Origin of the sequence: Brevibacillus borstelensis (assembly GCF_003710865.1) — a bacterium.
GTDB lineage: Bacteria > Bacillota > Bacilli > Brevibacillales > Brevibacillaceae > Brevibacillus > Brevibacillus borstelensis.
The window spans coordinates 129,956-154,434 of sequence record NZ_RHHO01000039.1; the positions used below are offsets into that span (position 1 = coordinate 129,956).

Annotated in this window: 26 protein-coding genes; 23 read left to right on the top strand and 3 right to left on the bottom strand. The window is 53.1% G+C overall.

The window, feature by feature from the left end:
- Positions 1 to 4 precede the first annotated feature (4 nt).
- Complete coding sequence (locus EDM54_RS20200) at positions 5 to 943, top strand: ATP-dependent DNA ligase (RefSeq protein ID WP_024982979.1); 939 nt, start codon at positions 5 to 7, stop codon at positions 941 to 943.
- A gap of 135 nt (positions 944 to 1,078) precedes the next feature.
- On the top strand, positions 1,079 to 1,957 hold the full coding sequence (locus EDM54_RS20205; RefSeq protein WP_024982980.1) for a cation diffusion facilitator family transporter: 879 nt from the start codon (positions 1,079 to 1,081) through the stop codon (positions 1,955 to 1,957).
- 17 nt (positions 1,958 to 1,974) lie between these two features.
- On the opposite strand, the gene ku is transcribed toward EDM54_RS20205, so the two are convergent.
- Together ku and EDM54_RS26570 are read right to left on the bottom strand one after the other, a co-directional pair.
- Entirely contained in the window at positions 1,975 to 2,907 is a 933-nt protein-coding gene (gene ku / locus EDM54_RS20210; protein ID WP_003386053.1) for a non-homologous end joining protein Ku, read from the bottom strand.
- A 149-nt stretch (positions 2,908 to 3,056) separates the two neighbouring features.
- Positions 3,057 to 3,200, bottom strand: coding sequence for a hypothetical protein (locus EDM54_RS26570; RefSeq protein ID WP_170208356.1), 144 nt, complete (start codon positions 3,198 to 3,200; stop codon positions 3,057 to 3,059).
- A 401-nt stretch (positions 3,201 to 3,601) separates the two neighbouring features.
- On the opposite strand from EDM54_RS26570, the gene rsmD reads away from it, so the two are divergent.
- Positions 3,602 to 4,243, top strand: coding sequence for a 16S rRNA (guanine(966)-N(2))-methyltransferase RsmD (rsmD, locus tag EDM54_RS20215; protein WP_024982981.1), 642 nt, complete (start codon positions 3,602 to 3,604; stop codon positions 4,241 to 4,243).
- Positions 4,244 to 4,274: 31 nt separating this feature from the next.
- Positions 4,275 to 4,757: a pantetheine-phosphate adenylyltransferase gene (coaD, locus tag EDM54_RS20220; RefSeq protein WP_003386050.1), complete on the top strand. Its 483-nt coding sequence runs from the start codon at positions 4,275 to 4,277 to the stop codon at positions 4,755 to 4,757.
- Between the two features lie 30 nt (positions 4,758 to 4,787).
- Here coaD and spoVV read toward each other — a convergent pair whose 3' ends face one another.
- A complete protein-coding gene (gene spoVV, locus EDM54_RS20225) occupies positions 4,788 to 6,020 on the bottom strand; it encodes a dipicolinic acid transporter SpoVV (protein ID WP_003386048.1) in 1,233 nt (410 codons plus the stop codon).
- Between the two features lie 126 nt (positions 6,021 to 6,146).
- On the opposite strand from spoVV, the gene EDM54_RS20230 reads away from it, so the two are divergent.
- From EDM54_RS20230 to EDM54_RS20320, 19 genes are all read left to right on the top strand, one after another.
- Entirely contained in the window at positions 6,147 to 6,944 is a 798-nt protein-coding gene (locus tag EDM54_RS20230; protein ID WP_003386047.1) for a patatin-like phospholipase family protein, read from the top strand.
- On the top strand, positions 6,937 to 8,004 hold the full coding sequence (locus tag EDM54_RS20235) for a SepM family pheromone-processing serine protease (protein WP_003386045.1): 1,068 nt from the start codon (positions 6,937 to 6,939) through the stop codon (positions 8,002 to 8,004). The genes EDM54_RS20230 and EDM54_RS20235 overlap by 8 nt, the downstream gene beginning before the upstream one ends.
- An 84-nt stretch (positions 8,005 to 8,088) precedes the next feature.
- A complete protein-coding gene (locus EDM54_RS20240) occupies positions 8,089 to 8,604 on the top strand; it encodes a YceD family protein (protein ID WP_003386043.1) in 516 nt (171 codons plus the stop codon).
- Positions 8,605 to 8,742: 138 nt separating this feature from the next.
- Positions 8,743 to 8,913, top strand: a complete 171-nt coding sequence (rpmF, locus tag EDM54_RS20245) for a 50S ribosomal protein L32 (protein WP_003386041.1) — start codon at positions 8,743 to 8,745, stop codon at positions 8,911 to 8,913.
- Positions 8,914 to 9,131: 218 nt separating this feature from the next.
- Positions 9,132 to 9,920 (top strand): DeoR/GlpR family DNA-binding transcription regulator, encoded by a 789-nt coding sequence (locus EDM54_RS20250; RefSeq protein ID WP_122958707.1) that lies wholly within the window; start codon positions 9,132 to 9,134, stop codon positions 9,918 to 9,920.
- Between the two features lie 315 nt (positions 9,921 to 10,235).
- Complete coding sequence (gene fapR / locus EDM54_RS20255) at positions 10,236 to 10,847, top strand: transcription factor FapR (protein ID WP_051925547.1); 612 nt, start codon at positions 10,236 to 10,238, stop codon at positions 10,845 to 10,847.
- A gap of 20 nt (positions 10,848 to 10,867) precedes the next feature.
- Positions 10,868 to 11,875: a phosphate acyltransferase PlsX gene (gene plsX / locus EDM54_RS20260; protein ID WP_003386038.1), complete on the top strand. Its 1,008-nt coding sequence runs from the start codon at positions 10,868 to 10,870 to the stop codon at positions 11,873 to 11,875.
- Positions 11,876 to 11,881: 6 nt separating this feature from the next.
- Complete coding sequence (locus EDM54_RS20265; protein ID WP_003386037.1) at positions 11,882 to 12,901, top strand: beta-ketoacyl-ACP synthase III; 1,020 nt, start codon at positions 11,882 to 11,884, stop codon at positions 12,899 to 12,901.
- Positions 12,901 to 13,848: an ACP S-malonyltransferase gene (gene fabD / locus EDM54_RS20270; RefSeq protein ID WP_003386036.1), complete on the top strand. Its 948-nt coding sequence runs from the start codon at positions 12,901 to 12,903 to the stop codon at positions 13,846 to 13,848. The genes EDM54_RS20265 and fabD overlap by 1 nt, the downstream gene beginning before the upstream one ends.
- On the top strand, positions 13,845 to 14,585 hold the full coding sequence (gene fabG / locus EDM54_RS20275) for a 3-oxoacyl-[acyl-carrier-protein] reductase (RefSeq protein ID WP_003386035.1): 741 nt from the start codon (positions 13,845 to 13,847) through the stop codon (positions 14,583 to 14,585). The genes fabD and fabG overlap by 4 nt, the downstream gene beginning before the upstream one ends.
- Before the next feature lie 65 nt (positions 14,586 to 14,650).
- On the top strand, positions 14,651 to 14,884 hold the full coding sequence (gene acpP, locus EDM54_RS20280) for an acyl carrier protein (protein WP_003386034.1): 234 nt from the start codon (positions 14,651 to 14,653) through the stop codon (positions 14,882 to 14,884).
- Positions 14,885 to 15,010: 126 nt separating this feature from the next.
- Positions 15,011 to 16,252, top strand: coding sequence for a beta-ketoacyl-ACP synthase II (gene fabF, locus EDM54_RS20285; RefSeq protein WP_003386033.1), 1,242 nt, complete (start codon positions 15,011 to 15,013; stop codon positions 16,250 to 16,252).
- The gene (gene rnc, locus EDM54_RS20290; RefSeq protein WP_031932924.1) at positions 16,253 to 16,993 is read left to right on the top strand and encodes a ribonuclease III; all 741 of its coding nucleotides are present in this window, start codon (positions 16,253 to 16,255) and stop codon (positions 16,991 to 16,993) included.
- A 279-nt stretch (positions 16,994 to 17,272) separates the two neighbouring features.
- The gene (gene smc, locus EDM54_RS20295; RefSeq protein ID WP_122958708.1) at positions 17,273 to 20,842 is read left to right on the top strand and encodes a chromosome segregation protein SMC; all 3,570 of its coding nucleotides are present in this window, start codon (positions 17,273 to 17,275) and stop codon (positions 20,840 to 20,842) included.
- Between the two features lie 66 nt (positions 20,843 to 20,908).
- Complete coding sequence (gene ftsY / locus EDM54_RS20300) at positions 20,909 to 21,919, top strand: signal recognition particle-docking protein FtsY (protein WP_003386029.1); 1,011 nt, start codon at positions 20,909 to 20,911, stop codon at positions 21,917 to 21,919.
- A gap of 155 nt (positions 21,920 to 22,074) precedes the next feature.
- Entirely contained in the window at positions 22,075 to 22,413 is a 339-nt protein-coding gene (locus tag EDM54_RS20305) for a putative DNA-binding protein (RefSeq protein ID WP_003386028.1), read from the top strand.
- Between the two features lie 10 nt (positions 22,414 to 22,423).
- Positions 22,424 to 23,830 (top strand): signal recognition particle protein, encoded by a 1,407-nt coding sequence (gene ffh, locus EDM54_RS20310; protein WP_122958709.1) that lies wholly within the window; start codon positions 22,424 to 22,426, stop codon positions 23,828 to 23,830.
- A 108-nt stretch (positions 23,831 to 23,938) separates the two neighbouring features.
- Entirely contained in the window at positions 23,939 to 24,211 is a 273-nt protein-coding gene (gene rpsP, locus EDM54_RS20315; RefSeq protein WP_003386026.1) for a 30S ribosomal protein S16, read from the top strand.
- A gap of 23 nt (positions 24,212 to 24,234) precedes the next feature.
- Entirely contained in the window at positions 24,235 to 24,462 is a 228-nt protein-coding gene (locus EDM54_RS20320) for a KH domain-containing protein (protein ID WP_003386025.1), read from the top strand.
- Positions 24,463 to 24,479: the final 17 nt, after the last annotated feature.

Genomic DNA, 24,479 nt, shown 5'->3' on the forward strand with positions numbered 1-24,479 from the left:
AAGGATGCATCCAATCATTCCGATGGAACCGATCAGCTGCGAAACAATCCCCGAAGGGCCGAACTGGATAGCCCAGGTTAAATGGGATGGGGTCCGAATTGTTACCTACTTTGACGGACAGGAAACGCGTTTGTTCAACCGGAGAAAAAATGAGCGGACAATCCAATTTCCGGAGCTTGCTGACATACAAACATACTGCAAAGCTCGCTCCGTAATCCTGGATGGAGAAGTCATCGCATTAGGGTCTGACGGAAAACCGTCATTTCATGAAGTGATGCGGCGGGATGGCATTCGGCGACCGGAAAAAGTCAGTCAGGCACAAAAGGCGGTTCCGATTACCTACATGATCTTTGATGTGATTTTCCTGGATGGCGAGTGGATTATCAATCGTTCGTTGCGTGAACGCATGGGCCTGCTGTCGGAAATCATCATGCCAAATGAGCACGTCCAATTGGTTCCTGGCAATGACAATGGCCAGGCTTTGTATGATGTTATCCAGCAGCATGGGATGGAAGGCATAGTCATGAAAGATCTGAACAGCAAATATGTCATTGGCGGCAAAGAGAAGCAGTGGCAAAAGAAAAAATATTACCGGGACACCATCGCAGTTGTTGGGGGAGTGACACTCCGCGATAACATCGTAAATGCCCTTCTTTTGGGGTTGTATGATCAAGAGGGGCATTTATTTTACATTGGCCATGCGGGAACAGGCAGATTCACTCAAAGCGACTGGAGGGCCCTTACAGAAAGGATAGCGCCTTTGACGCAACAGAATTCACCCTTTGCCAACAAACCATCGAGAGTCAAAGGAGCTGTCTGGTTGACGCCAAAGATCACGGTGAAGGTCCAATTTGCCGAGTGGACAGAGGGATACACACTGCGACAGCCCAGTATTCAAGCGGTTGTTGATGTACCTGCTGATCACTGTGTTTTGGAGAGTTGAAAAATTGACCAAGGCCAACATAGTTTCCCCCCCTCTACGATCATGGGTCAGACTAAAACTGTTTCTGTAGACCCACACGAACCGGGTCTGATACGATGAAGATCGCTTGAAATGGATTGTATTGGAGTGGTTCGGATGGATGTTTACGCAAATTTAAAGCAGGGAGAACGCGGGGTGTGGATCAGTATCGCCGCGTACATTTTCTGTTCGATCATAAAAGTTGTCGTTGCCTTGTTTGCCGACTCGGAGGCGCTTCTGGCTGACGGATTGAACAACACGACGGATGTGATAGCATCCATTGCTGTTTTGATTGGACTTCGAATCGCCCGCAAGCCGCCGGATAAAGATCATCCCTACGGGCATTTCCGGGCAGAGACGATCTCTTCGATGGTCGCTTCCTTCATTATGTTTGCGGTCGGAATTGAAGTGTTGACGAGGGCCGTGCCATCCCTGTTCAATCCGGAGGTGCAGGCGCCCGATATGGTGGCTGCATGGGTGGCGCTGGGCTCTGCTGTGGTGATGCTGGCTGTTTACCGTTACAACATCCGTTTGGCCAAATTGATTGACAGTCAAGCTGTAGCTGCTGCTGCGCAGGACAACCGCTCCGACGCATGGGTGAGCATCGGTACTTTTGTGGGGATTGCCGGGGCCCAGTTCCAACTCCATTGGCTGGACCCGCTGGCAGCGCTTGTAGTCGGCGTGATCATCCTGAAAACTGCGTGGGAGATTTTCAGAGAAGCCGCCCACCGTCTCACCGATGGATTTGACTACGGTGAATTGGAGGTCCTGCGTAACACGATTTCACAAATACCCGGTGTCGCCGAGATCAAAGACATCAAAGCCCGATACCTGGGAAGCAGTGTAATCGTCGACGCCGTTATTCATGTCGATCCGGACCTGAATGTTTTGGAGAGCCATGTCATTACAGAAGAGATTGAGAAACACATGAAGGAAAAACACAAGATCGGGACCGTGCACATTCATATTGAGCCGGATGAACGGCTGGCCAGATAAACAAGGGCAGAGACGGGTCAGGACGTTTCTGCTTTTTTTCTGCGCAGTTTTTTTGTTGTCGTTGTCGCGGCGGTCGGCTTTTCGGGGCTTTTGCGTTCGGGCTTGATTCCAGGCTGCTTCTTGACTCCTGCTGGAGGGGCTGGCGTTGGATGCGGCTCCAATTTTGCCGGAGTGGCCTGATCTCCAGTCGCCGCCAAGCTTTCTCGGAGCGCCTGCATCAGATCGACGACGTTGGCGCGCGGCGCAGCGGGAGCCACGGCAATTTCTTTTCCTTCCTTTTTCTTTTCGATCAGCGCCTGCAGGCTGCTTCGATACTCATCTTTGTACTTGCCCGGCTCAAAAGCTGTCGTCATATTATTGATCAGCTCGGCAGCCATCCTCAGTTCATTTTCCGCCAGCGCCACATCAGCTTCTGGAAGCGCAGGCACCTGAGCTACCGGGCGCACCTCATCAGGATAAAAGATCGTTTCCATCATGATGCAGTGCTCATAGAGGCGAATGACAGCGAGACTTTCCTTGTTTCTCATGGTCACCCGGGCTATCGCGATTTTTCCCGTTTCCTTCATCGCTGCCCGCAACAGGGAGTAAGCCTTGTCCCCGGTTTCTTGTGGCGAAAGGAAGTAGCTTTTGTCAAAATAAACCGGATCAATCTCGGTCAAGTCGACAAAATCTACAATTTCGATGGCTCTGCGCGTTTCGGGAGTAATGGCTTCCAGATCCTCGTCTTGAATAATGACGTAATTTCCTTTTTCATACTCAAAACCGCGAACGATGTCTTCGGCACCCACTTCTTTTTCGCAATGCGGACACATTTTCGTATACCGGATCGGTGTATGGCATTCCTTGTGAAGCTGGCGAAAACGGACATCCCTTTCTTCAGTTGCAGTAAACATTCGCACAGGTATGTTGACCAGTCCGAAGCTGATCGACCCCTTCCAGACGGTATGCACGAAAATCCCCCTTTTTTGCTCTTGTTACGTTAGTATCCGCATGTTTTGATCGGATCGGGTAGGGAAAAGAAGGCGATTTGCGCCGTTGTGGGAGCAGCGCTTTTTTCCATAGAAAAAGCCAGCCTTCGCTTTCAGGCTGGCCTGTTTGCTTATTGTCCGTGCTTGACGATGTCCGATTGATCTGCTGCGGACTGCATGAGGCGAGCTTCTTCCTTGCCTGTTCCTGTCCGGTCAGCGCGTGACTGAGCCGCTGCAGCCTCCTGCTTTTGCTTCGATGGAAGTTTTTCAGCCATGTTTCATCCCTCCAGTACACGAAACTGGCGTTAGTGTGCCCTGCAGACAGAAAAAAAACCTCACCGCAAATGCAGTGAGGCAGCAGTCCATCTCTCCCTGTTCGGGAGCGGTGGCACGGAATGCTCCTATCAGACACGCCGTGCGCGAGTAGGAACTGCTTTTCAATTATGGGAGAGGAGAAACCGGAGGAAGAGCTTATGGGGAAACGTAAGTCTTCTCCGCGGTTGTCAGCGACACCGTTGCGTCGCTATCCATATTCTTTTCCAGTGGAGGTGCGTTTTATTCAGCATCTGCGAAAAAATTTTCCATCTGAATAATTTTACCGGCCTAGGCCGTTGTGATAGTATGAAATCATTCTCAACCAAGAGGAATAAAACCAGACTGCAAAGGTGAATGGCTTATGCGCGTAATTTCAGGTGAACACAGGGGACGAAAGCTGGTGGCGGTGCCCGGAAAAGGGACCCGTCCGACTACTGACAAGATAAAAGAGTCCATCTTCAATATGATTGGTCCTTATTTCTCGGGCGGAATTGCTCTTGATTTGTACGCAGGTACAGGCGGTTTGGGGATTGAGGCGTTAAGCCGGGGAATCGAGCGATGCGTATTTGTGGAAAGGGATCCCAAGGCCTTTTCCGTCGTCAAACAGAACGTAGCCGCCTGCCGGCTGGAGGAGAGGGCCGAGCTGTACCGTAACGATGCGGGCAGAGCATTAAAGCAGCTCTTTAAAAGGAAGATCGCCTTCGATGTTGTTTTTCTCGATCCACCTTATGCCCATCAGCATATCGCCGAGGAGATCATGCAGATGCAGGAGGGAGGACTGCTCGCGGAAGGAGCCTGGATCGTCGCCGAACACGACAGCGCCATCCGCTTGCCCGACGTGATTGGCGAATGCTGTCTTGACCGCACGTCTACATATGGTGAAACGACGATTACCATCTACCGCTTCGAACCGGGCGGCCCGACGGATCAAAAGCAGGAGCAAGAGCAAACGGACGAACTTGAACCAAAAGCTGCATCGGAAAGTGACCAGCAGCCGGAATGATTCTACAACTACGCAAAGGGGCAGGAAATCTATGAGGATTGCCGTATGTTCGGGAAGCTTCGATCCAGTAACGAACGGACACCTCGACATCATAGCGCGAGGTGCCCGGATATTCGACAAAGTAATCGTTGCTGTACTGAATAACTCGCAAAAGCAGTCGTTGTTTACCGTAGAGGAACGGGTAGAAATGCTGGAGCTGTCGACCGCACACCTGCCTAATGTCGAAGTCGATTCCTTCAGTGGACTTTTGATGGACTACATGCGCAAACAGAAGGCAAGCGTTATCCTCCGCGGTCTGCGCTCAAATGCGGATTTTGACTATGAAATGCCAATCGCGGCGGCCAACAAAACGCTTGGCGAGGATGTAGAGACGATGTTTCTTTTGACCAACCCGCAGTATGCCTACCTGAGCTCCAGCATCGTCAGGGAATTGGCCAAATACCGCGCAAGCGTTAAAGGGCTGGTGCCGCCCCCGGTAGAGGATGCGCTGGCGAAAAAATTTGCCGGCAAGTGACACCTTCTCCGTTGATTTCTTGCCTCCGGTTTATTGCGGCTTGTGGCCTTTCGTGCCGCGCAACAAAAAGCTGAGCAGCAGCAGAACACACAGGAGAGCTCCTGCTGCGAGGCCGGAATGAAGCAAGGAATCCCACCAGCTCACGACAGGCACGCCGGAGGTCGTCGGCATAAACACCGGGACGTCTCTTTCGGAAAACCAGGTAGAAGCAGCCGTTAACGGTTTCCAGCAGAAAAAGGCCAGTAAAGCGGAGAGGCCGGCGTGAATGACCCGAGCGATCAGATACGGAGCAACGCGGATGTCCGTTTCGCTGAGGATGCTTGCCACTTGAGCGTGCACGCTGAGCCCACCCCACGAAATAATGGCGCTGGCAACGACCGCTTTCCAGATCATAGGTACGGAAGAGCTGACGACGCTCACTCCTTGAGCACCCAGCGTGACCTCAAACAAACCGGCAATAATTCCGGAGGAGAAGGCCGAAGGGACGCCCAGAGGACCGAGAAACACGGCGAGCAGACTGCTTAAAAATCGGGTCAGCTCAATCGTGGCGAACAACTGAATCAGGACGGAAAAGACGATGATAAACCCGCCGATCATCAGCAAAGTATGGAGGGCTGATTGAACCGCCTCTCCCATTAGCCGCCCGAATGGCCGACGGTCCCGAATACGGGCCCGGTGCATCGCCTGCAAGGCTCGAAGCGGCAGGGGCAGGCGATTTTTTTCCAAAGGTCTGCTGGATGGGGCAAAAGGCGAGTAAAACCGGTATATCACCCCCAACAGCAAAGCGGACGCGTAATGGCTGAAGGCGAGGACAAAACCGAACTGTTCACTGTGGAAAAAGCCTATGGAGACTGCCCCGATGACAAACAGGGGGTCGCCTGTCGTCGTGAACGAGACCAGTCTTTCTCCTTCTGCCTGCGTTATGCTTCCTTGTTCCCGCAGTCTGGTTGTCAGCTTGGCTGCGACCGGATACCCGGAAGCGAATCCCATCGTAAGCACAAAGCCGCCCGTCCCCGGAACGTTAAAGAGGGGGCGCATCAAAGGCTCTAACAAAACGCCTGCGAAGTGGACGACACCTACGCCCATCAGAATTTCAGACAATACGATAAATGGCAAAGTGGATGGGAAGACAATCTCCCACCATACTTTCAAGCCCCGGATCGCCGCCTCGAAGGACGTCTGCGGATGGGAGACCAGAATGATGACCAGAGCGATCGCTGAACAAGCGTATAACAATGTGAGAATGGGAGAGCGGCGTGTCATGGCTACCTCCTGTCCTGCAGCTAGATAGTACATGTCTACGTGAGGAAGGACAAAACTATTCGCCTGCGTTGTTTGCATGAAAAGTTTGGCGATCGGCCACATACGCTTGAAAAGGGGGATGTGGACATGGAAAAGAGAAGGAAACCAAAGATAGGGCTTGCCCTGGGATCGGGGGGCGCGCGGGGATTTGCCCATATCGGCGTCCTCAAGGTATTTGAAGCCCATGGCATCAAGATCGATATGCTGGCGGGAAGCAGTATGGGCAGTCTGATTGCGGCAGTTTACGCCAACGGCATTGAGCCGCATATGATGGAAAAGCTGGCCCTCAACCTGAAGCGCAAGCATTGGCTCGATCTGACGGTACCGAGCCTTGGCTTTGTGACGGGCGAGAAAATCAAGCAATTAATTCGGTTGCTGACACACGGGAAAAGAATTGAGGAACTGCAAAGGGAGCTTGCCATCGTGGCGACAGACATCGAGACGGGAGAGCGGGTCGTGTTTCAGGAAGGCCCGGTCGATCAGGCTGTCCGTGCCAGCATCTCCATTCCGGGCATTTTTGTACCGGAGCGGGTGGACGGAAGGCTGCTGGTGGACGGCGGGGTCATCGACCGTGTCCCCATCACGGTCATCCGCGACATGGGAGCTGATCTGGTCATCGCCGTTGATGTCGCGCTGTTTGATACGCCGATGAAAGTAACGACCATTTTTGATGTCATCGCCCAGACAATCGACGTGATGGAGCGGGAGATTTTGCGCCATCGAATCCTCTCAGCCGATCTCGTAATTCGCCCCGATGTTGGACACTATAGCAGTATCGCGTATACAGGAATAGAAGAGATTATTGCGCTCGGAGAACAGGCGGCACTGGAATACGTAGACAAAATTCAGGAAATGATCGCGAACTGGGGGCAGGAGAATGAGTGAAGAAAGAATAACGACACACCGGAGTGCCAGTGGGCGAAACGGCTTTGCCCGCTGGCTGATGGTTGTAATCCCGGTTGCCCTGGGGTTGTTATTTTTTGTACCTACGCCGTATTATGTTACAAGACCTGGCTCTGCTATTGAGCTGGCCCCGATGATCGATGTCGAAGGCGGGGAAAAAGACGAGACCGGTGCCTTTATGCTGACGACCGTGCGGATGGGAGAGGCCAATCTTGCCTGGTATTTGTACGCGCAGCTCTCCCCGGATGCCGAGCTGATGGAAAAAGAGCTGGTTGTCGGCAAAGGGGAAAGCAACGAGGACTTTACCAGACGCGAGCTTGCGGTCATGGACAACTCGCAAAAAATTGCGGAGGCTGTCGCTTTCCGGATGGCAGGATACGACGTGAAGGTGGAAAATCAGGGCGTCTGGGTGATGGGCACGGTTGACAACATGCCGGCCAAAAATGTGCTGAAAATAGGGGATGTTATCACCTCAGTAGACGGGAAGAAAATGTCCCGAAAAGAGGACTTGCTCGGGTATTTGTCAGAAAAACGCAAGGGGGATTCCGTCGAGATCGAGTTTACGCGGGACGGCAAGAAGCAAAAGCAGACACTGGTTCTCGATCAATTGCCCCAATCGAAAAATGCCGGGATCGGCATCCGGCCCGAAGACAAGCAGGAAATTATCGTGCCCAATCGGGTGACGATCTCTTCCGAGGGCATTGGAGGCCCTTCCGCCGGGTTGATGATGACGCTGGAGATATATGATCAGCTCAATACGGAAATGGATCTGACCCGCGGCTATCAAATAGCAGGGACGGGGACGATTTCGCTCGACGGCACTGTGGGACGAATCGGAGGAATCAACCACAAAATTGTCGCTGCAGACAAGGCAGGAGCAGAGATCTTTTTTGCACCGCAGGATGATCAGGGACCGATCTCCAATTACGAGGAAGCGCTGGCTACGGCAAAACGAATCGGAACCTCGATGAAAGTAGTGCCAGTCCGTACAGTGGAGGATGCACTTGTTTACCTTCGTTCTCAGCCTCTGAAAAAATCTTGAGCGGACTTGCTGTCAAGGAAAAATGGTTGACAAAGAAAAACCCAGATTATATAATCATCCTTGTTGTGCATGAGGTGAAAAGCCGTGAATATTAAAATTGTAGACTTGGATCATCGCAAAGGGGAGCCGCTGCCATTTCGACTTACGTTGGATGCGGACGAGCTGAAGCGCCGTCATCACGAAATTCGCAATCTGACGCCGGTAGAAGTGTCGGGCGAAGCGACCAAGCTCGGTGACCTGTACTACGTCAATGGAAACATGAAAGCCGATGTCGATTACGTTTGCGCCAGATGTTTGAGGCCGTTTCGTCAGCATACGGAGGTTCCGTTTTCCGAAACCTTCGCCTCTGAGGAATCACTGCTCGCAGATGAGGAAGACAGTGATATCATCCCGCTCGAAGGCGATGAAATCGAACTGATTCCTTTGCTGCAAGAGGATTTTTTGTTGGACATACCCGCTTTTCCTCTCTGTGAGGATGATTGCAAGGGCTTGTGCCCGACCTGCGGCGTCAATCGGAACGAGCAAGCGTGCGGCTGCAAAAACGAGCGGATCGACCCTCGTTTGGCCGGATTGGCTGACTTTTTCAAGGACGGAAAGTAAACTTGTTTTCAAGATGTGACGACAGATCTGATGGTCTGCGCGTCTCATTTTTGAACGGATGGCAAAAAGCGTTTCGCCTATTCCATCCACCCTATAGAGCTTCTTGAGCATTTACCAGTTGAAGGAGGTGTAAGGAAGATGGCAGTACCTCAACGGAGAACTTCCAAAACCCGTAAAAGAATGCGTCGTACGCACTTCAAATTAGAGATTCCTGGCATGATCAAATGCGATAATTGTGGCGAATACAAGCTCGCGCATCGCGTTTGCCCGAGTTGCGGACACTACAAAGGTGTGAAAGTGTCGAAGTAAGAAGAGCAAGGTGAGAAATCACCTTGCTTTTTTTATTTTGTTTGGCTGTTGGAGTGGGGAGTATTGCATAGAATGAAGCTTGTATAAGTCATTGTAAGTGTTTAAAAGGAAAAATGAAATAAAACGCACCTAAATGACTTGATTTCACTTGAAATTGCTGAAAATAATGCATACAATGAAGCAAGGAACGATGCAAATCCATTACGGAGTTGACTTGTGTGTACCAGGAAGAACGATTGATGGCGATTCTTCGCTATCTGGAGCAGCATGAGCGTATCGGCGTCCAGGATATCGTAGAGCAATTCAAGGTTTCACGCGATACGGCGCGCAGAGACATCCTCAAGCTGGAGGAGCAGGGGTCAATCGTCCGCACCTGCGGAGGGGCGATCCTGCCCGGCTCAGCAAGACAAATCCGCTCCTATCAGGAACGGCTTCAGCTGGAGTCTGAGGGGAAACGGGCGATAGGCATGCTTGGAGCGCGTTTTATCCAGGACCGCGAATCGGTGATGATGGATGCCTCCACCACGGTTCGCTTCGCAGCGGAGAAGATGGAATCCAAGGATAACGTGGTCATTACGAACTCGATTGATATTGCCACGGTTCTCGCCGACAAGGGCAATGTCTCTGTCAAGTTGCTCGGAGGCGATCTGGATCTCGAGAACCGGTATGTGTACGGTCCCCGAGCGGTGCAAATGCTCTCCGATTTTCACGTCAACAAGCTGTTCATCGGGGCTTGCGGAATCACAGTGCATGGCTTGTTCTCGTGGTCTGAGGAGGATGGCTTGATCCTCCGGGAGATGATGCGCCGCGCGGACGCGATCTACGTGCTTGCCGACCACTCCAAATTCGGCGTCCAGCTGCTGTATCGGGTAGCGGGACTGGAGCGCATCGATGTCGTCATTACGGACGAAGAACCTGCCGAAGAGATTCAGGATGCCTTGCGGGCCAACAATGTGGACTGGATTCAGGCGACCAAGCACTTGGCTAAAGAGGATGCAACCGAATAGTGAAACGGGATAAACTTTGCCGGGCCGGCGTTATGGCAACAGCGTGACGGCAGGCAAATTTATCAAAGGGGAGCTCCTGATGGTCGGGGCTCCTTTTTAGTTTTTGTATTTACATTGCTCGACCGGCGATGGAAGCCGGATTTTCTTTCAGGCGAAGGTCTTTGCTTCAAAATGGACCTTGGGGAACCATTCCCCTTCAAAAATCACAGGTCTATGGTCGTTTTTTTGCCGCAACCCCTGATCTTTACTTGTAATTGCAAGCATCCTCCCTTATACTTTGGTTGGTACCTGGTATTAAAAACAGCTCGTAAACATATGGATGCGAATAAAGACGCACTGGGGGTGTTGATCATCGCCCGCTTGCCAAAAAAAGACCGCCAGAATCGTCTGGTGCAGTTTCTGCAGGAGAATCCTTTTGCCACTGACGAGGATCTGGCTGAGTTATTTCAGGTCAGTATTCAAACAATACGGTTAGACCGTTTGGAACTTGGAATACCGGAGCTGCGCGAGCGTATCAAGTCCGTTGCCGAAAAAAATCTCGACCCGGTAAAATCGCTTGGGATCGATGAAGTGATCGGCGACGTGGTTGACCTTCAACTGGACGTACAGGCAATCTCTGTACTTGAAATTAAAGAAGAGCATGTTTTTGCTCGGACACAAATCGCTCGAGGCCACTACATATTTGCGCAAGCCAATTCACTGGCAGTCGCTGTCATCGATGCCGATGTGGCTTTGACCGCGACTGCACGCATTCGCTTTGTCCGCCCGGTCAGACTGGGCGAAAAGCTGGTAGCCAAAGCGGTCGTACGAAATCGCGATGGCGATGAATGCAAGGTTCGCGTCGAAACAAAGGTGCAGGGAGAGCTCGTTTTTACAGCGACATTCCGAGTCGTCGGGATGTCAAATGTCAGCACGAGAAATATATGAGCAAACAAGGAGGGACACGGATGCGAATCGCATTGGATGCGATGGGAGGAGACAACGCTCCGCGAAGCGCTGTACTGGGCGCATGGGAGGCAGTCAAAGAGAATCCGGCTTTAACGGTGGTGCTGGTGGGAGACGAGGAAGCCATACGGCGTGAACTGCCTGGAGAGCTTCCGTCCGGTTTGGAAATCCACCATACGTCGGAAATCATTGAGGCTGATGATGAACCGGTGCGGGCCGTCCGGCGAAAAAAGGATTCGTCTCTCGTCGTAACGGTGCAGCTTGCCAAGGAAGGCAAGGTAGATGCTGCGATTTCGGCAGGAAATACGGGTGCGCTTATGACAGCCGGACTTCTGCTGTGCGGAAGAATGGAAGGAATCGAACGGCCTGCGCTTGCTGCCTTTATCCCCAACATCAAAGGAAGGGTCACGTTGGCGCTTGATGTTGGAGCCAATATGGACGCCAAGCCGCAGCATCTCTATCAATACGCAATCATGGGAAGCCTGTACGCGGAAAAGGTGCTTGGCTTTGAACGTCCCCGCGTGGGGCTGTTGAACGTCGGGACGGAAGAAGGCAAGGGAAACGAGCTGACAAAAGCCGTTTACGGAATGCTCGTGGATGCCGATTTGCATTTCATCGGAAATGTGGAGTCCCGCGATGTCATGCAGGGCGAGTGCGACGTGCTTGTTTCTGACGGCTTTGTTGGAAACGTGCTGTTAAAAGCAATGGAAGGCACGGCAGCGACAATCTTTTCTGTCTTGAAGCAGGAATTTACTTCCAGTTTGATTAATAAAGTAGGGGCGGCTATTCTAAAACCGGGTCTGGTCCGGTTCCGCAAACGGATGGATTACGCGGAATACGGAGGAGCACCGCTTTTGGGATTGCGGCGACCAGTCATCAAGGCGCACGGCTCGTCAGACGAACGAGCGGTCAAAAATGCGATAGCCAGTGGCGTACGTTTCGTTTCACAGGATGTGAACGGGTACATTCAGGACGCCTTGCAGAAAAATACACCGGGAGAAAGTGAGTGAGAACAGATGAAAGGAACGCGTTCGGTTGGAATTTTGGCGACAGGCTCCTATACACCTGAGAGAGTGCTGACCAACTTTGATCTGGAAAAAATGGTGGAAACCTCGGATGAATGGATCGTGAGCCGCACGGGTATCCGGGAACGCCGCATTTGCGGACCGGAGCAGGCTTCTTCCGATTTGGCCCTGGAAGCCGCGAAAAAAGCGCTGGCCAAAGCGAATATCAGTCCGGAACAGCTTGACATGATTATTGTGGCTACGGTTACGCCTGACACGATGTTCCCATCGACAGCCTGCATCTTGCAAGAAAAGCTGGGGGCGAAAAAAGCGGCGGCACTGGATGTTTCGGCTGCGTGTACCGGATTTTTGTACGGGATTGCAACGGGAAGCCAGTTCATCGCCAACGGACTGTACCGTTATATCCTCGTCGTAGGGGTGGAGACGCTCTCCAAAATCACCAACTACAAGGACCGCAATACATGCGTTTTGTTCGGAGACGGTGCAGGGGCTGCGGTACTCGGACCGGTCAAGGATGGTCTCGGGTTCCAGGCATTTGAGCTGGGGGCAGACGGATCGGGCGGCGCACTTCTGTCTCAACCGGCTGGCGGTTCCCGAATCCCGGCTTCCGCCGAATCCATTGAAAACAATCTCCACTACATTTCGATGGCTGGCGGAGAAGTGTTCAAGTTTGCGGTGCGTGTCATGAACTCCGCAACGGAAGCCGTGCTGGAAAAATCGGGTGCCTCCAAGGAAGACATCGACCTGCTGGTGCCGCATCAGGCAAACAAGCGCATCATTGACTCGGCGATTCAACGCTTCGGCCTCTCCGAAGATAAAGTGGCCATTAACCTGGACCGCTACGGAAACATGTCTTCCGCATCGATCCCTGTTGCGCTGGACGAAGCGATCCAGGAAGGGCGGCTGAAGGAAGGAGACAACGTGATTCTCGTCGGCTTTGGCGGCGGACTCACCTGGGGTGCGACTTTGCTTAAATGGTCGACCCAAGAAGCGGAAGGAGGAGAAAAGTAATGGGTAAGGTGGCATTTGTGTTCCCGGGACAGGGGTCTCAATTTGTCGGGATGGGCCAGGCGCTGTCGCAACAGTCAGATGCCGCACGGCGCATTTTTGAACAAGCCGATGAAGCGCTCGGTTTTTCCCTCTCTCGTCTTTGCTTTGAAGGTCCGGAAGAAGAGCTTCGCCTGACGGCCAATACACAGCCGGCCATTTTGACGGCAAGTGTAGCCGTACTGGAGGCACTTCGGGAAAAGAAAGCGGATATGAAGGTTGATTTTTATGCGGGCCATAGCTTGGGCGAATATTCTGCGCTGGTGGCGGCAGGAGCCCTGTCCTTCACGGACGCGGTGAAAGTCGTACGGGCACGCGGCCAGTTCATGGAGGAAGCCGTTCCAGCAGGCCAGGGCGCCATGGCAGCCGTTCTCGGGATGGAGCGCGGAGCCCTGCATGCTGTTTGCGAGGAAGTCAGCGGTGCCGGGAACCCTGTCCAACTAGCCAATATGAACTGCCCTGGACAGATCGTTATTTCCGGATCGGCTGAGGGCGTAAAGCTGGCAGGCGAAAAGGCCAAAGCAGCCGGAGCCAAGCGGGTACTGCCGCTTAACGTAAGCGGACCGTTTCACTCCAGTCTGATGCAGCCTGCGGCCGATAAGCTTCAGTCTGTGCTCGCAGAAGTCAGCGTACAGGCTGCTTCTGTGCCGGTAGTGGCGAACGTCTCGGCTCGTCCTGTTTCGGATGCGGGAACCATTGTGGACAGCTTGATCCAACAGGTAGCGGCCCCTGTATTGTGGGAAGATACCATTCAATGGATGGTCGAGCAGGGGGTCACAACCTTCGTTGAGGTAGGTCCAGGAAAAGTTTTGGCAGGCTTGATCAAAAAAATCGCCCCGGCCGAGACGAAAATCGTCTCCGTACAGGATATGGAATCGCTGACGGAGCTGTTGAACGGAGGTATCCTATGATCACAGGAAAAACGGCGCTCGTTACGGGTGCTTCCCGGGGAATTGGGCGTGCGATCGCCTTGACTCTGGCTGAAGCGGGAGCCAATATCGTGGTGAACTACTCAGGCAGTGAAGCGGCTGCGGCCGAAACCGTTGCCAAGGTGAAAGAGCTGGGCCGCGACGCGATTATGGTACGGGCGAATGTAGCCGATGCCGAAGAAGTAAACAATATGTTTAAAGAGGCTTTGGATCACTTTGGAACCATTGACATCCTCGTCAACAATGCGGGAATTACCCGCGACAATTTGCTGATGCGGATGAAAGAAGAGGAATGGGACGATGTGATCGCGATCAATCTCAAAGGCGTGTTCAACTGTATCAAGGCAGCGACCCGCCCGATGATGAAGCAGCGATCCGGCCGGATTATCAACATCACGTCCGTTGTCGGTGTGATGGGCAATCCGGGCCAGGCCAACTACGTGGCCGCAAAAGCGGGCGTGATCGGACTGACGAAGACCTCTGCGCGTGAGCTTTCCTCCCGCGGTATCACGGTAAATGCGGTCGCTCCCGGTTTTATCGATACCGATATGACCGCCGCTTTGCCGGAAGACGTGAAATCGTCGATGCTGGGTCAAATCCCGTTGGGCCGTTTCGGACAGGCCGAGGACATCGCCCGCGTCGTTCTGTTCCTGGCTTCAGATGCTGCTGGCTATATGACCGGACAGACGCTTCACGTTGACGGCGGTATGTACATGTAACAAAGAGCCTGCTAGTTTTTCATAGGCTCATCCACTATAATTACGGGGAGAGGGGGTGAAGCAAAATGGCAGATACATTTGATCGTGTGAAAAAAATCATCGTAGATCGTCTGGGTGTAGATGAGTCCAAAATCACTTTGGAGGCTTCTTTCAAAGAAGATCTTGGTGCTGACTCCCTGGATGTTGTTGAACTGGTAATGGAACTGGAAGACGAATTCGATCTGGAAATTTCCGACGAAGACGCTGAAAAGATCACTACTGTTGGTGAGGTTGTTTCCTACATAACAGCTAACAAGTAGTTCCATTCAGTGGAAGTCCCGCATGGTCGGGGCTTCCCCCTTCCTTTCTCCATTTCCGATCGCAGTTCAACCCCTAAAAAGCAACAAGGAAGCGTATGGCTGACTTCATTATAGAGGTGATACCTTATGAAACGCAGAGTGGTGATTACCGGCGTTGGCGTTGTTTCGCCGCTTGGCAATGACGCGACGACATTCTGGAATAGCTTGCTGGAAGGAAAGTCGGGCATTTCACCGATTACTTCTTTCGATGCCTCTGACTACCCGACGCAAATTGCAGGGGAAGTCAAAGATTTCAATCCAGAAGACTATATGGATAAAAAAGATATTCGACGTACAGACCGATTCGTTCAGTTTGGACTGGCTGCTGCCAAGATGGCTGTGGAGGACGCCAAGCTGGAAATCACAGCTGAAAATGCCGAACGTGTTGGTGTATACATCGGATCAGGCATCGGGGGGCTCAGCACTTGGGAGGAGCAGCATCAGGTGCTGCTGGAAAAAGGGCCGCGCCGCGTCAGCCCGTTCTTTATCCCGATGCTTATCGCGAATATGGCTTCTGGAGCCGTGTCCATTCAATACGGAGCCAAAGGGCCTACTTCCAGTGCGATTACCGCATGTGCGACTGGAACGAACGCGATTGGCGACGCGCTTCGCCTGATCCAATACGATCAAGCGGATGTCATGATCACCGGGGGCGCAGAAGCGACGATCCGTCCGATGGCGTTTGCCGGCTTTTGTTCTGCCAAGGCTATGTCTACGCGAAATGACGAACCGACGAAGGCCAGCAGGCCGTTTGACCGCGACCGCGACGGATTTGTCATGGGCGAGGGTGCGGGCGTGCTTATTCTCGAAGAGCTTGAGCACGCGAAAAAACGCGGGGCTACCATTCTCGCAGAGGTGATCGGCTACGGCATGAGCGCGGACGCCCATCACATCACCGCTCCATCACCGGGAGGCGAGGGTGCTGCCCGCTGCATGAAGAACGCACTGAGAGACGCAGGTATCGAACCTTCCGAAGTGGAGTACATTAATGCACACGGTACTTCCACGGGTCAAGGGGACATTGCGGAAACGATGGCGATCAAGGAAGTGTTTGGCGAGCATGCATACAAGCTTGCAGTCAGCTCGACCAAATCGATGACGGGGCACCTGCTCGGTGCAACAGGCGGGGTAGAAGCGATTGCAACGGCGTTCGCGCTCCGTGATCAAATCTTGCCGCCGACGATTAATCTGGAGAACCCCGATCCAGAGTGCGATCTGGATTATGTACCGAATGAAGCACGCAAGGCGAAGGTGAATGTGGCCCTTTCCAATACGTTTGGATTTGGCGGTCACAACGCAACCATTATTTTAAAGCGTTACGAGGCATAAATGGTCCCTGCTCACAAGAAGAGTAGGAAGTCTTCGGGGATGGTGGTGAGGGTGATGAATTTCGCCGAGCTGCAAGAAACCATTGGCATCCGGTTTCGCGACGAGAGTGTTTTGCGGCAAGCGTTCACCCATTCTTCTTACGTCAACGAGCAACGCGGCAAGCGTATACAGGATAACGAGCGGCTGGAGTTTCTCGGCGACGCTGTCCTGGAGCTTACCGTTTCCCAGTTCCTGTATAAAACTTTTCCCAAGATGAGCGAGGGCGAAATGACCAAGCTTCGAGCAGCGATCGTCTGCGAGCCCTCACTCGTAAAGTTTGCTGAGCTGCTTCGCTTTGGTGAGCTCGTTCTCTTGGGAAAAGGGGAAGAATTGACGGGTGGCCGGCAGCGGCCCGCTCTGTTGGCAGATGTGTTTGAAGCATTTATCGGAGCGCTTTACCTGGACCAAGGTCTGGATGCGGTTTTCACCTTTATGGAAAAATACGTTTATCCGCGCGTGGATAAAGGGGAGTTTACCAACCTGACGGACTTCAAGAGCCAGCTCCAGGAATTTGTTCAGCAGGATAACCTGGGTGAAATCAACTACCGCATATTGGAAGAAAAAGGCCCTGCTCACAACCGTGAGTTTGTGTCCGAAGTGCTTTTGAACAATCGGTCGCTGGGTGTTGGCACAGGCCGTTCCAAGAAAGAAGCGGAACAACAGGCAGCCGCAAAAGCATTGATTCTACTCGGTGCCAAGTAATACGGAAAATGAGTATGAAGGAGAGTGAGGAAGCGCCTGTGCTTGTCTCGCTCTTTTTTCATATGGTTTGTAGAAGCGTACAGCAAAGGCTCCATCTGTCAGGACGGAGAAAGATACCGCTCGATTGCAGTTATATGGTACACTATAAAGGGAATGTCCTAGAAAAAATCTTGCGCTCCTGTCCCAGGCAGGAGCTTTCTTTTAGAACGCTATTCAAGTAGTGACAGTTTCTTTGTAGAGCTTCAAAACAGGAGCTTTTTTGGTAGGAGGACCATTCGTATGTATTTGAAACGCCTGGAACTGGCAGGGTTCAAATCGTTTGCAGACCGGACAGAGCTTGAATTTGTCCCTGGTGTCACCGCTGTAGTCGGACCAAACGGCAGCGGCAAAAGCAACGTCTCGGACTCGATCCGCTGGGTGCTCGGCGAACAGAGCGCCAAGTCTCTTCGCGGAGCCAAGATGGAAGACATCATTTTTGCCGGCAGCGACTCGCGAAAACCGGTAAATTATGCAGAAGTGACCTTAACGCTGGACAATACCGACAGGTCTCTCGACGTGGAGTATTCGGAAGTATCCGTGACCCGTCGGGTGTATCGTTCGGGCGATAGCGAATATTACATAAATAAACGAGCGTGCCGGCTCAAGGACATTATGGAGCTGTTCATGGATACCGGGCTCGGAAAAGAAGCATACTCGATCATCGGACAAGGAAAGATCGAGGAAATCCTCAGCACGAAATCCGAAGACCGCCGCGGCATTTTCGAAGAGGCGGCAGGGATCGTCAAATACAAGAGCCGCAAGCGGGAAGCAGAGAAAAAGCTGGATGAAACGGAACAAAATCTCGTTCGTATTCATGATATTGTCAGCGAGATAAACGAGCAGGTCGGCCCTTTGAAAGAACAGGCCGAAACCGCACGTACCTATAAGCAATTGCATCAGACACTGGTTGAGCATGAAATCTCCCTTTACGTACAGCAGATCGAAGCCGCCCATGCGAAGTGGGAGGAAGCGGGAAGACGCGTCCAGGAGCTTCAGGAAGAGCTGGCCGGACAGTCGGCGCAGGCAGCCTCCAGAGAAGCCGATCTGGAGAAGGCGAAGTTTCACGTCAGCCAGATAGATGAATCGATTGAGGAGTTGCAGCAGGTTCTCTTGACCGTCAGTGAGGAGACGGAAAAAGTAGAGGGGCAGCGGGAAGTGTTGAAAGAAAGGCTGCGCAACCTGGCAGCCAATCGCTCGCAAACAATCGAGCAGCTTCACCGCATTACGGAAAAGCAGCACGCCGTGGAAGCGGAACTAGAGGGAGAGCTGGCCCGCAAGGAAGAGACAAGCAAGCGGCTCTCGGAAGCCCAAGCTGCCCTGCGCGAGGCGGAGAACCAGTTTTACGCCATGGTCCAATCGCTGACCGACGACGTAGAGCGGCTAAAGGGCGACTACTTTGAAAAAGTAAACGATCTGGCCAATTTGCGAAATGAGATTCGCCATCAGCAGCAGCTACTGCAGACAGGCCTTGCCCGTGCAGAAAGACTTTCGAGCGAGAAAGAGCGGCTTGACCAGGAGGAAGCGACCCGGATCGGAAAAATCGAAGAGCTTCGGGGGCAGCTTCGGGAGATCGAAGCGGCACTTGAGGAGACGCTGGCCCGCTACAAGGAATCGCTCGAACGGATTCGCGAGGGACAAGCCCGGTTGGAGACGGCCCGGCGCGAGCTGAGGCAGGCGGAGCAGCGCAAAGAAGCGATCCGTTCCCGCTTGGATATGCTCAAGGAAATGCAGGCTGACTTTGCCGGCTTCCAGCAAGGGGTAAAGGAAATATTGAAGGCCCGGGAACGCGGATTTCAAGGTATTCACGGCGCCGTGGCGGAGCTGGTTGTCGTACCGGAGAAATACGAGACAGCGATGGAAGTGGCCCTTGGCGGAGCGCTGCAAAACGTCGTGGTGGAAAATGAGGCTGCCGGCCGGGCTGCCATCGCTTATTTGAAGCAGCACAACGCGGGACGAGCTACCTTTCTCCCGCTGGATGTCATCCGTCCGCGCAGTCTGCAGCCGGAGGACAAGCGCCTTCTCGGCAAGGAGGCGGGCGTCGTCGGCATTGCCAGCGAACTGGTTTCCTATGATGCTGCGTATCGGACCATCGTAGAGTCACTGCTGGGAAATGTGATCGTGACAGAGTCTCTTGAACAGGCGAATCGCGTAGCCCGCACGATCGGGTACCGCTACCGGGTCGTGACTTTGGAAGGGGACATCGTCAACGCCGGGGGTTCCATGACGGGTGGCGCCTTGAAGAAAAACTCGACGAACCTGCTGGGGAGAAACCGTCAGGCTGAAGAGCTGGAAGCGCAAATGACCCAGATCGACGAGGCCATTATTGGGCATACTACACTGGTGGAAAATGTAACCAAAGAGCTGCTTCAGATCGAGCAGGAGCAGGAGCAGCTGCGCAATCAGGGAGAACAGCTTCGCCTCAAGGAGCAGGAAGTGAAGGTCATCCTGCAACAGACAGAGGGAGAAGGGAAAAATCTCTCCGACCGGCTGCTCGTGGTCGATCAGGACATTGCCGGTTACGAACGGGAAATGAATGAAGCCCGCAAAAAGCTGGAGGAGCTGGAAGCAGCTCTCGCCCTGATGACGGAGGAAGAAAAAGCGCTGTCGGACCAGATTGCCGCTGCGGAAGCAAAGCGTCAGGAGCAACTGGAATCAAAAGAAGAGATGAATCAACGGATCACCAGCTTGAAGGTGCTGGATGCGCAGGTGAGCTCTGAGCATCAATCCCGCGTCGAGCAGGTAGAGAGATTGGAAGAGCAAAAGAAGACCCTGCAGCGCGAATGGGAAGAGCTGAATAAGACACTTGCTTCCTACGACGAGCTGGAGGCGACGAACGAAACAAGCAGTGCCGAGCTCGACCAGAAGATCGCCGAGCTGCGCCAGGATAAAGAGCGAGTCGCTTCGCTGATCCAGGAACGCCGTAGCGAACGCGCGACTCTGTACCATCGCCAGGAGCAGGTGGAGCTGGAGGTAAAAGAGATCCGCAAGCGGCTCAAAGCATTGGAAGACAGCCTGCATCAGGAGGAGGTCAAGGTCAACCGCTTTGACGTCGAACTGGATCACTTGTTGAATAAACTCTCCCAAGAGTACGAAATGAGCTATGATCTGGCCAAGCAAAAATATCCGCCGCGCGGCGAGATTGAAAGCGAGCAGCAAATCGTCAACCGCTTGAAGAAAGAAATTGCCGCGCTCGGTACAGTAAACCTCGGCGCGATTGAAGAATACGAACGCCTTTCGGAGCGACAGCAATTCCTCAGTGCCCAGGAAGAGGATTTGAATGAAGCCAAAGCGATGCTCTACCAGGTGATCGAAGAAATGGACCAGGAGATGTCCCGCAGGTTCAAGGAGACCTTTGACGCGATCCAGGAGCAGTTCCGGGACGTATTTGTCCAGTTGTTTGGCGGAGGCCGGGCCGATCTGGTATTATCCAATCCAGACAGTCTGCTCGATACGGGCATTGACATCGTCGCCCAGCCACCCGGCAAAAAGCTGCAAAATCTCGCCCTCCTCTCAGGGGGAGAACGCGCACTGACAGCGATGGCCCTGCTGTTTGCCATACTCAAGGTCAAGCCGGTGCCGTTCTGCGTGCTCGACGAGGTAGAGGCTGCGCTGGACGAGGCCAATGTCAACCGCTTTGCCGAATACATGCATCAATTCAGCGGTCAGACACAGTTTATTTGCGTGACTCACAGGAAAGGCACCATGGAGAGCGCCGATGTGCTGTACGGTGTCACGATGCAGGAGGGCGGCGTTTCCAAGATCGTTTCCGTCAAGCTGGAGGACACGCGCAAATATATCGAGTCGGCTTGAGAAGCCCGATAAAGCCAGTCATGTAAAGGCATGGCGCTTTTACTCAGACAGAAAAGGAAGATGAAGATGAGCTTTTTTAAACGCTTGCGGGATGCGATTGTACAAAAATCGGAAGCAGTCACGCAGAAGTTTACAGACGGATTGGCCAAGACCCGAGACCTCTTGGTGGAAAAGGTGGAGGATCTCGTCCGTCGCTACAAAAAAATCGATGAGAACTTCTTTGAAGAGCTGGAAGAAATTTTGATCACCGCCGATGTCGGGGTCAATACCGTCATGGAGCTGATCGACGAGCTCCGCTCCGAGGTTCGCAAGCAAAAGATCGAAGACGCGATGGACTTGCAGCCGATCTTGTCCGAGAAGCTGGTTGCCCTGCTGAAAAATGACGATTCCATGGACGCGGGCCTGAACATCGAGGACGGCCGCTTGAACGTCATCCTGTTTGTCGGCGTCAACGGCGTCGGAAAGACGACGACGATCGGGAAGATGGCGCATATGTTCAAGCAGCAAGGCAAAAAAGTGCTGCTGGCAGCCGGCGATACATTTCGCGCAGCCGCCATCGAACAGTTGGAAGTGTGGGGAGACCGCGTAGGCGTGGACGTGATCAAGCACCAGCAGGGAGCCGATCCCGCGGCCGTGATCTACGATGCAGTGCAGGCGGCAAAATCGCGGGGAGTGGACATCCTCCTGTGCGATACGGCGGGACGTTTGCAAAACAAAGTAAACCTGATGGAAGAGCTGAGCAAGGTCCACCGCGTCCTGCAGCGGGAATTGCCAGGAGCGCCGCATGAAGTGCTCCTCGTGCTCGATGCCACGACGGGACAAAATGCGCTCTCGCAAGCGAAAACGTTCGGAAAGTCTGCCGGCGTGACAGGGATTGTCCTCACAAAGCTGGACGGTACGGCAAAAGGCGGCATCGTCATCGCGATTCGCAACGAATTGAACATCCCGGTGAAATACGTGGGACTTGGCGAGAGGATGGACGACTTGCAGCCGTTTGACCCGGAACAGTTTGTCCACGCCTTGTTCGCCGGACTGATCGCGCAGGAGACAGAGGGCGAGCAGCAGCCGGAGGCTTGATCTTTCGCGTACAGGAACCGTAATTGTTGTTCCAAAAATCTTGTCAATAAAAAAGCTTGACAGTACATGGGGAATTAGGTAGTATAGGTATCGTGCTGTAAAGGAAAAAGTCTTTACAGGATGATTCGAGTACCTCTCAGCAAAGGATTGGTTACATGCTCGAAAAAACCAATCAAGTTAATCTCTTGTTTGACTTTTACGCACCGCTCCTCAAGGGCAAGCAGCGCGAATATCTGGAATTGTATTATCTGGACGATTTGTCGCTGGGCGAAATTGCCGAGATGCACGAGGTCAGCAGACAGGCTGTGTACGATCACATCAAGCGGGCAGAGAAACAGCTCTTCGAATACGAAGACAAGCTGCGTTTGTCGGCCCGGCATGAACAGCGGCAGGCTTTGCTGAACCGGATGGAGAGCATCGTCGAGGGACTTGCGGACAGCGGAGCGAGAGATGACTTGATGACTTTGCTCCACCAACTGTCAGAGATGGATTAGGAGGGCTCGTATGGCGTTTGAAAGCTTAGCCAGCCGGCTGCAGAGCGCATTTGACAAACTGCGCGGCAGAGGCAAGATCGACGAGGCCGTCGTCAGTGAGGCGATGCGCGAAGTCCGTCTGGCCCTGCTGGAAGCCGACGTCAACTTCAAGGTCGTAAAGGATTTCGTTGCTCGCGTAAAAGAGCGGGCAGTCGGGCAAGAGGTGCTCAAGAGCCTCACTCCCGGCCAGATGGTCATCAAGATCGTCAACGAAGAGCTGATCGAATTAATGGGCGGAAACGTCGCCCAATTGGCCGCGTCTCACCGACCGCCAACAGTCGTCATGATGGCTGGTCTGCAAGGAGCCGGTAAGACGACGACGACTGGCAAGCTGGCCAAGTACTTGCAAAAGCAAAATCGCAAACCGCTATTGGTTGCAGCCGACATTTACCGTCCGGCAGCCATCAAGCAGCTGCAGGTTTTGGGGGATCAACTGAACGTTCCCGTTTTCTCTCTGGGTGATCAGGTAAGTCCGGTCGAGATCGCCAAACAAGCGATCGACCATGCGAAAGCCAATCACCTCGACTATGTGATTATCGATACGGCGGGCCGGCTGCATATTGACGAAGCGCTGATGGAAGAGCTGAAGCAAGTGCGCGAAGTAGCCAGGCCGGACGAAATTTTGCTCGTAGTCGACGCGATGACAGGTCAAGATGCCGTCAACGTGGCAGAGAGCTTCAACAGCCAGTTGGAGCTGACGGGCGTGATTCTGACCAAGCTTGACGGCGATACGCGCGGCGGTGCAGCCTTGTCCGTAAAAGCAGTGACAGGCAAGCCGATTAAATTTGCCGCGATGGGCGAAAAGCTGGATGCTCTGGAGCCGTTTCACCCGGATCGCATGGCCTCCCGGATTCTCGGGATGGGCGATGTGCTCAGCCTGATCGAAAAGGCGCAGGAAGCCGTCGATGAAGAGAAGGCCAAAGAGATGGAACGCCAGATGCGCCAAGGGGAATTTACGTTTGACATGTTCCTCGACGCCATGCAGCAAATGCGCAACCTCGGACCTTTTGAGGACCTTCTCGGCATGATGCCGGGAATGAACAAGATGAAGGGCTCCGTAAAGGTGGATGAAAAACAGATTGCCCGTGTCGAGGCGATCGCCAAATCGATGACCAAAGAAGAGCGCTCCAACCCTGAGCTGCTCAACGCCAGCCGCCGAAAACGCATCGCGGCAGGCAGCGGGACAACGATTCAGGAAGTAAACCGGTTCATCAAGCAGTTTGACGAGATGAAAAAAATGATGAAGCAGTTTACCGGCGTCGCGGACAAGATGAAAAAGAAGGCGAAGAAAAAAGGCTTCGGACTTCCGTTCATGGGCAAAGGCGGCAATCAGGGAGGAAACAACTTCCCGTTCAATTTCAAGCCGCCATTTAAATAAGTGGGATGATCTCTTCGCCTCTTTTTGCAAAAGCAAGGGCGGCGATGGTTCAGATAAGCATTGCCAACGCATAGTTGATTGCGTTGATCCATATAGGAGGTGAACAACATGGCAGTTAAAATCCGTCTGAAGCGTATGGGTTCCAAGAAAGCTCCATTCTACCGTGTAGTTGTTGCTGACTCCCGTTCTCCGCGTGATGGCCGTTTCATCGAGGAAATCGGTTACTACAACCCGGTTGCTCAACCGGCTGTTGTGAACATTGACACTGAGAAAGCGGTGCAATGGATCCTGAACGGTGCAGCTCCGACTGATACCGTTCGCAACCTGCTCTCCAAAGCAGGCGTTATGGCGAAAGTACACGAAACGAAATACGGCAAGTAAGCCGTTCATCTGGAGGTCCGATGATGAAAGCACTGGTCGAAACGATCGCAAAGGCTCTCGTCGATCATCCTGATGAAGTTCGTGTCAATGCGGTGGAGAAAGAGCGCACGCTCGTCTACGAACTGTCGGTGCATCCCGATGATATGGGGAAGATCATCGGCAAGCAGGGGCGAATAGCGAAGGCTCTTCGCACTGTCGTGACCGCCGCATCTGTGCAAACGGACAAGCGGGTCACGGTTGAGATTGTCTAGGAAAGGCTGGGAGGTGT

Coding starts and splice junctions, on each gene's coding strand:
- acpP (WP_003386034.1), top strand. CDS start 14,651: ATGGCAGATACATTTGATCGTGTGAAAAAAATCATCGTAGATCGTCTG.
- EDM54_RS20265 (WP_003386037.1), top strand. CDS start 11,882: ATGAAAGGAACGCGTTCGGTTGGAATTTTGGCGACAGGCTCCTATACA.
- coaD (WP_003386050.1), top strand. CDS start 4,275: ATGAGGATTGCCGTATGTTCGGGAAGCTTCGATCCAGTAACGAACGGA.
- EDM54_RS20305 (WP_003386028.1), top strand. CDS start 22,075: ATGCTCGAAAAAACCAATCAAGTTAATCTCTTGTTTGACTTTTACGCA.
- fabG (WP_003386035.1), top strand. CDS start 13,845: ATGATCACAGGAAAAACGGCGCTCGTTACGGGTGCTTCCCGGGGAATT.
- EDM54_RS26570 (WP_170208356.1), bottom strand. CDS start 3,200: ATGGCTGAAAAACTTCCATCGAAGCAAAAGCAGGAGGCTGCAGCGGCT.
- fabD (WP_003386036.1), top strand. CDS start 12,901: ATGGGTAAGGTGGCATTTGTGTTCCCGGGACAGGGGTCTCAATTTGTC.
- EDM54_RS20205 (WP_024982980.1), top strand. CDS start 1,079: ATGGATGTTTACGCAAATTTAAAGCAGGGAGAACGCGGGGTGTGGATC.
- ffh (WP_122958709.1), top strand. CDS start 22,424: ATGGCGTTTGAAAGCTTAGCCAGCCGGCTGCAGAGCGCATTTGACAAA.
- rsmD (WP_024982981.1), top strand. CDS start 3,602: ATGCGCGTAATTTCAGGTGAACACAGGGGACGAAAGCTGGTGGCGGTG.
- plsX (WP_003386038.1), top strand. CDS start 10,868: ATGCGAATCGCATTGGATGCGATGGGAGGAGACAACGCTCCGCGAAGC.
- fabF (WP_003386033.1), top strand. CDS start 15,011: ATGAAACGCAGAGTGGTGATTACCGGCGTTGGCGTTGTTTCGCCGCTT.
- rpmF (WP_003386041.1), top strand. CDS start 8,743: ATGGCAGTACCTCAACGGAGAACTTCCAAAACCCGTAAAAGAATGCGT.
- EDM54_RS20235 (WP_003386045.1), top strand. CDS start 6,937: ATGAGTGAAGAAAGAATAACGACACACCGGAGTGCCAGTGGGCGAAAC.
- fapR (WP_051925547.1), top strand. CDS start 10,236: ATGGATGCGAATAAAGACGCACTGGGGGTGTTGATCATCGCCCGCTTG.
- spoVV (WP_003386048.1), bottom strand. CDS start 6,020: ATGACACGCCGCTCTCCCATTCTCACATTGTTATACGCTTGTTCAGCG.
- EDM54_RS20320 (WP_003386025.1), top strand. CDS start 24,235: ATGAAAGCACTGGTCGAAACGATCGCAAAGGCTCTCGTCGATCATCCT.
- rnc (WP_031932924.1), top strand. CDS start 16,253: ATGGTCCCTGCTCACAAGAAGAGTAGGAAGTCTTCGGGGATGGTGGTG.
- smc (WP_122958708.1), top strand. CDS start 17,273: ATGTATTTGAAACGCCTGGAACTGGCAGGGTTCAAATCGTTTGCAGAC.
- EDM54_RS20200 (WP_024982979.1), top strand. CDS start 5: ATGCATCCAATCATTCCGATGGAACCGATCAGCTGCGAAACAATCCCC.
- rpsP (WP_003386026.1), top strand. CDS start 23,939: ATGGCAGTTAAAATCCGTCTGAAGCGTATGGGTTCCAAGAAAGCTCCA.
- ftsY (WP_003386029.1), top strand. CDS start 20,909: ATGAGCTTTTTTAAACGCTTGCGGGATGCGATTGTACAAAAATCGGAA.
- EDM54_RS20230 (WP_003386047.1), top strand. CDS start 6,147: ATGGAAAAGAGAAGGAAACCAAAGATAGGGCTTGCCCTGGGATCGGGG.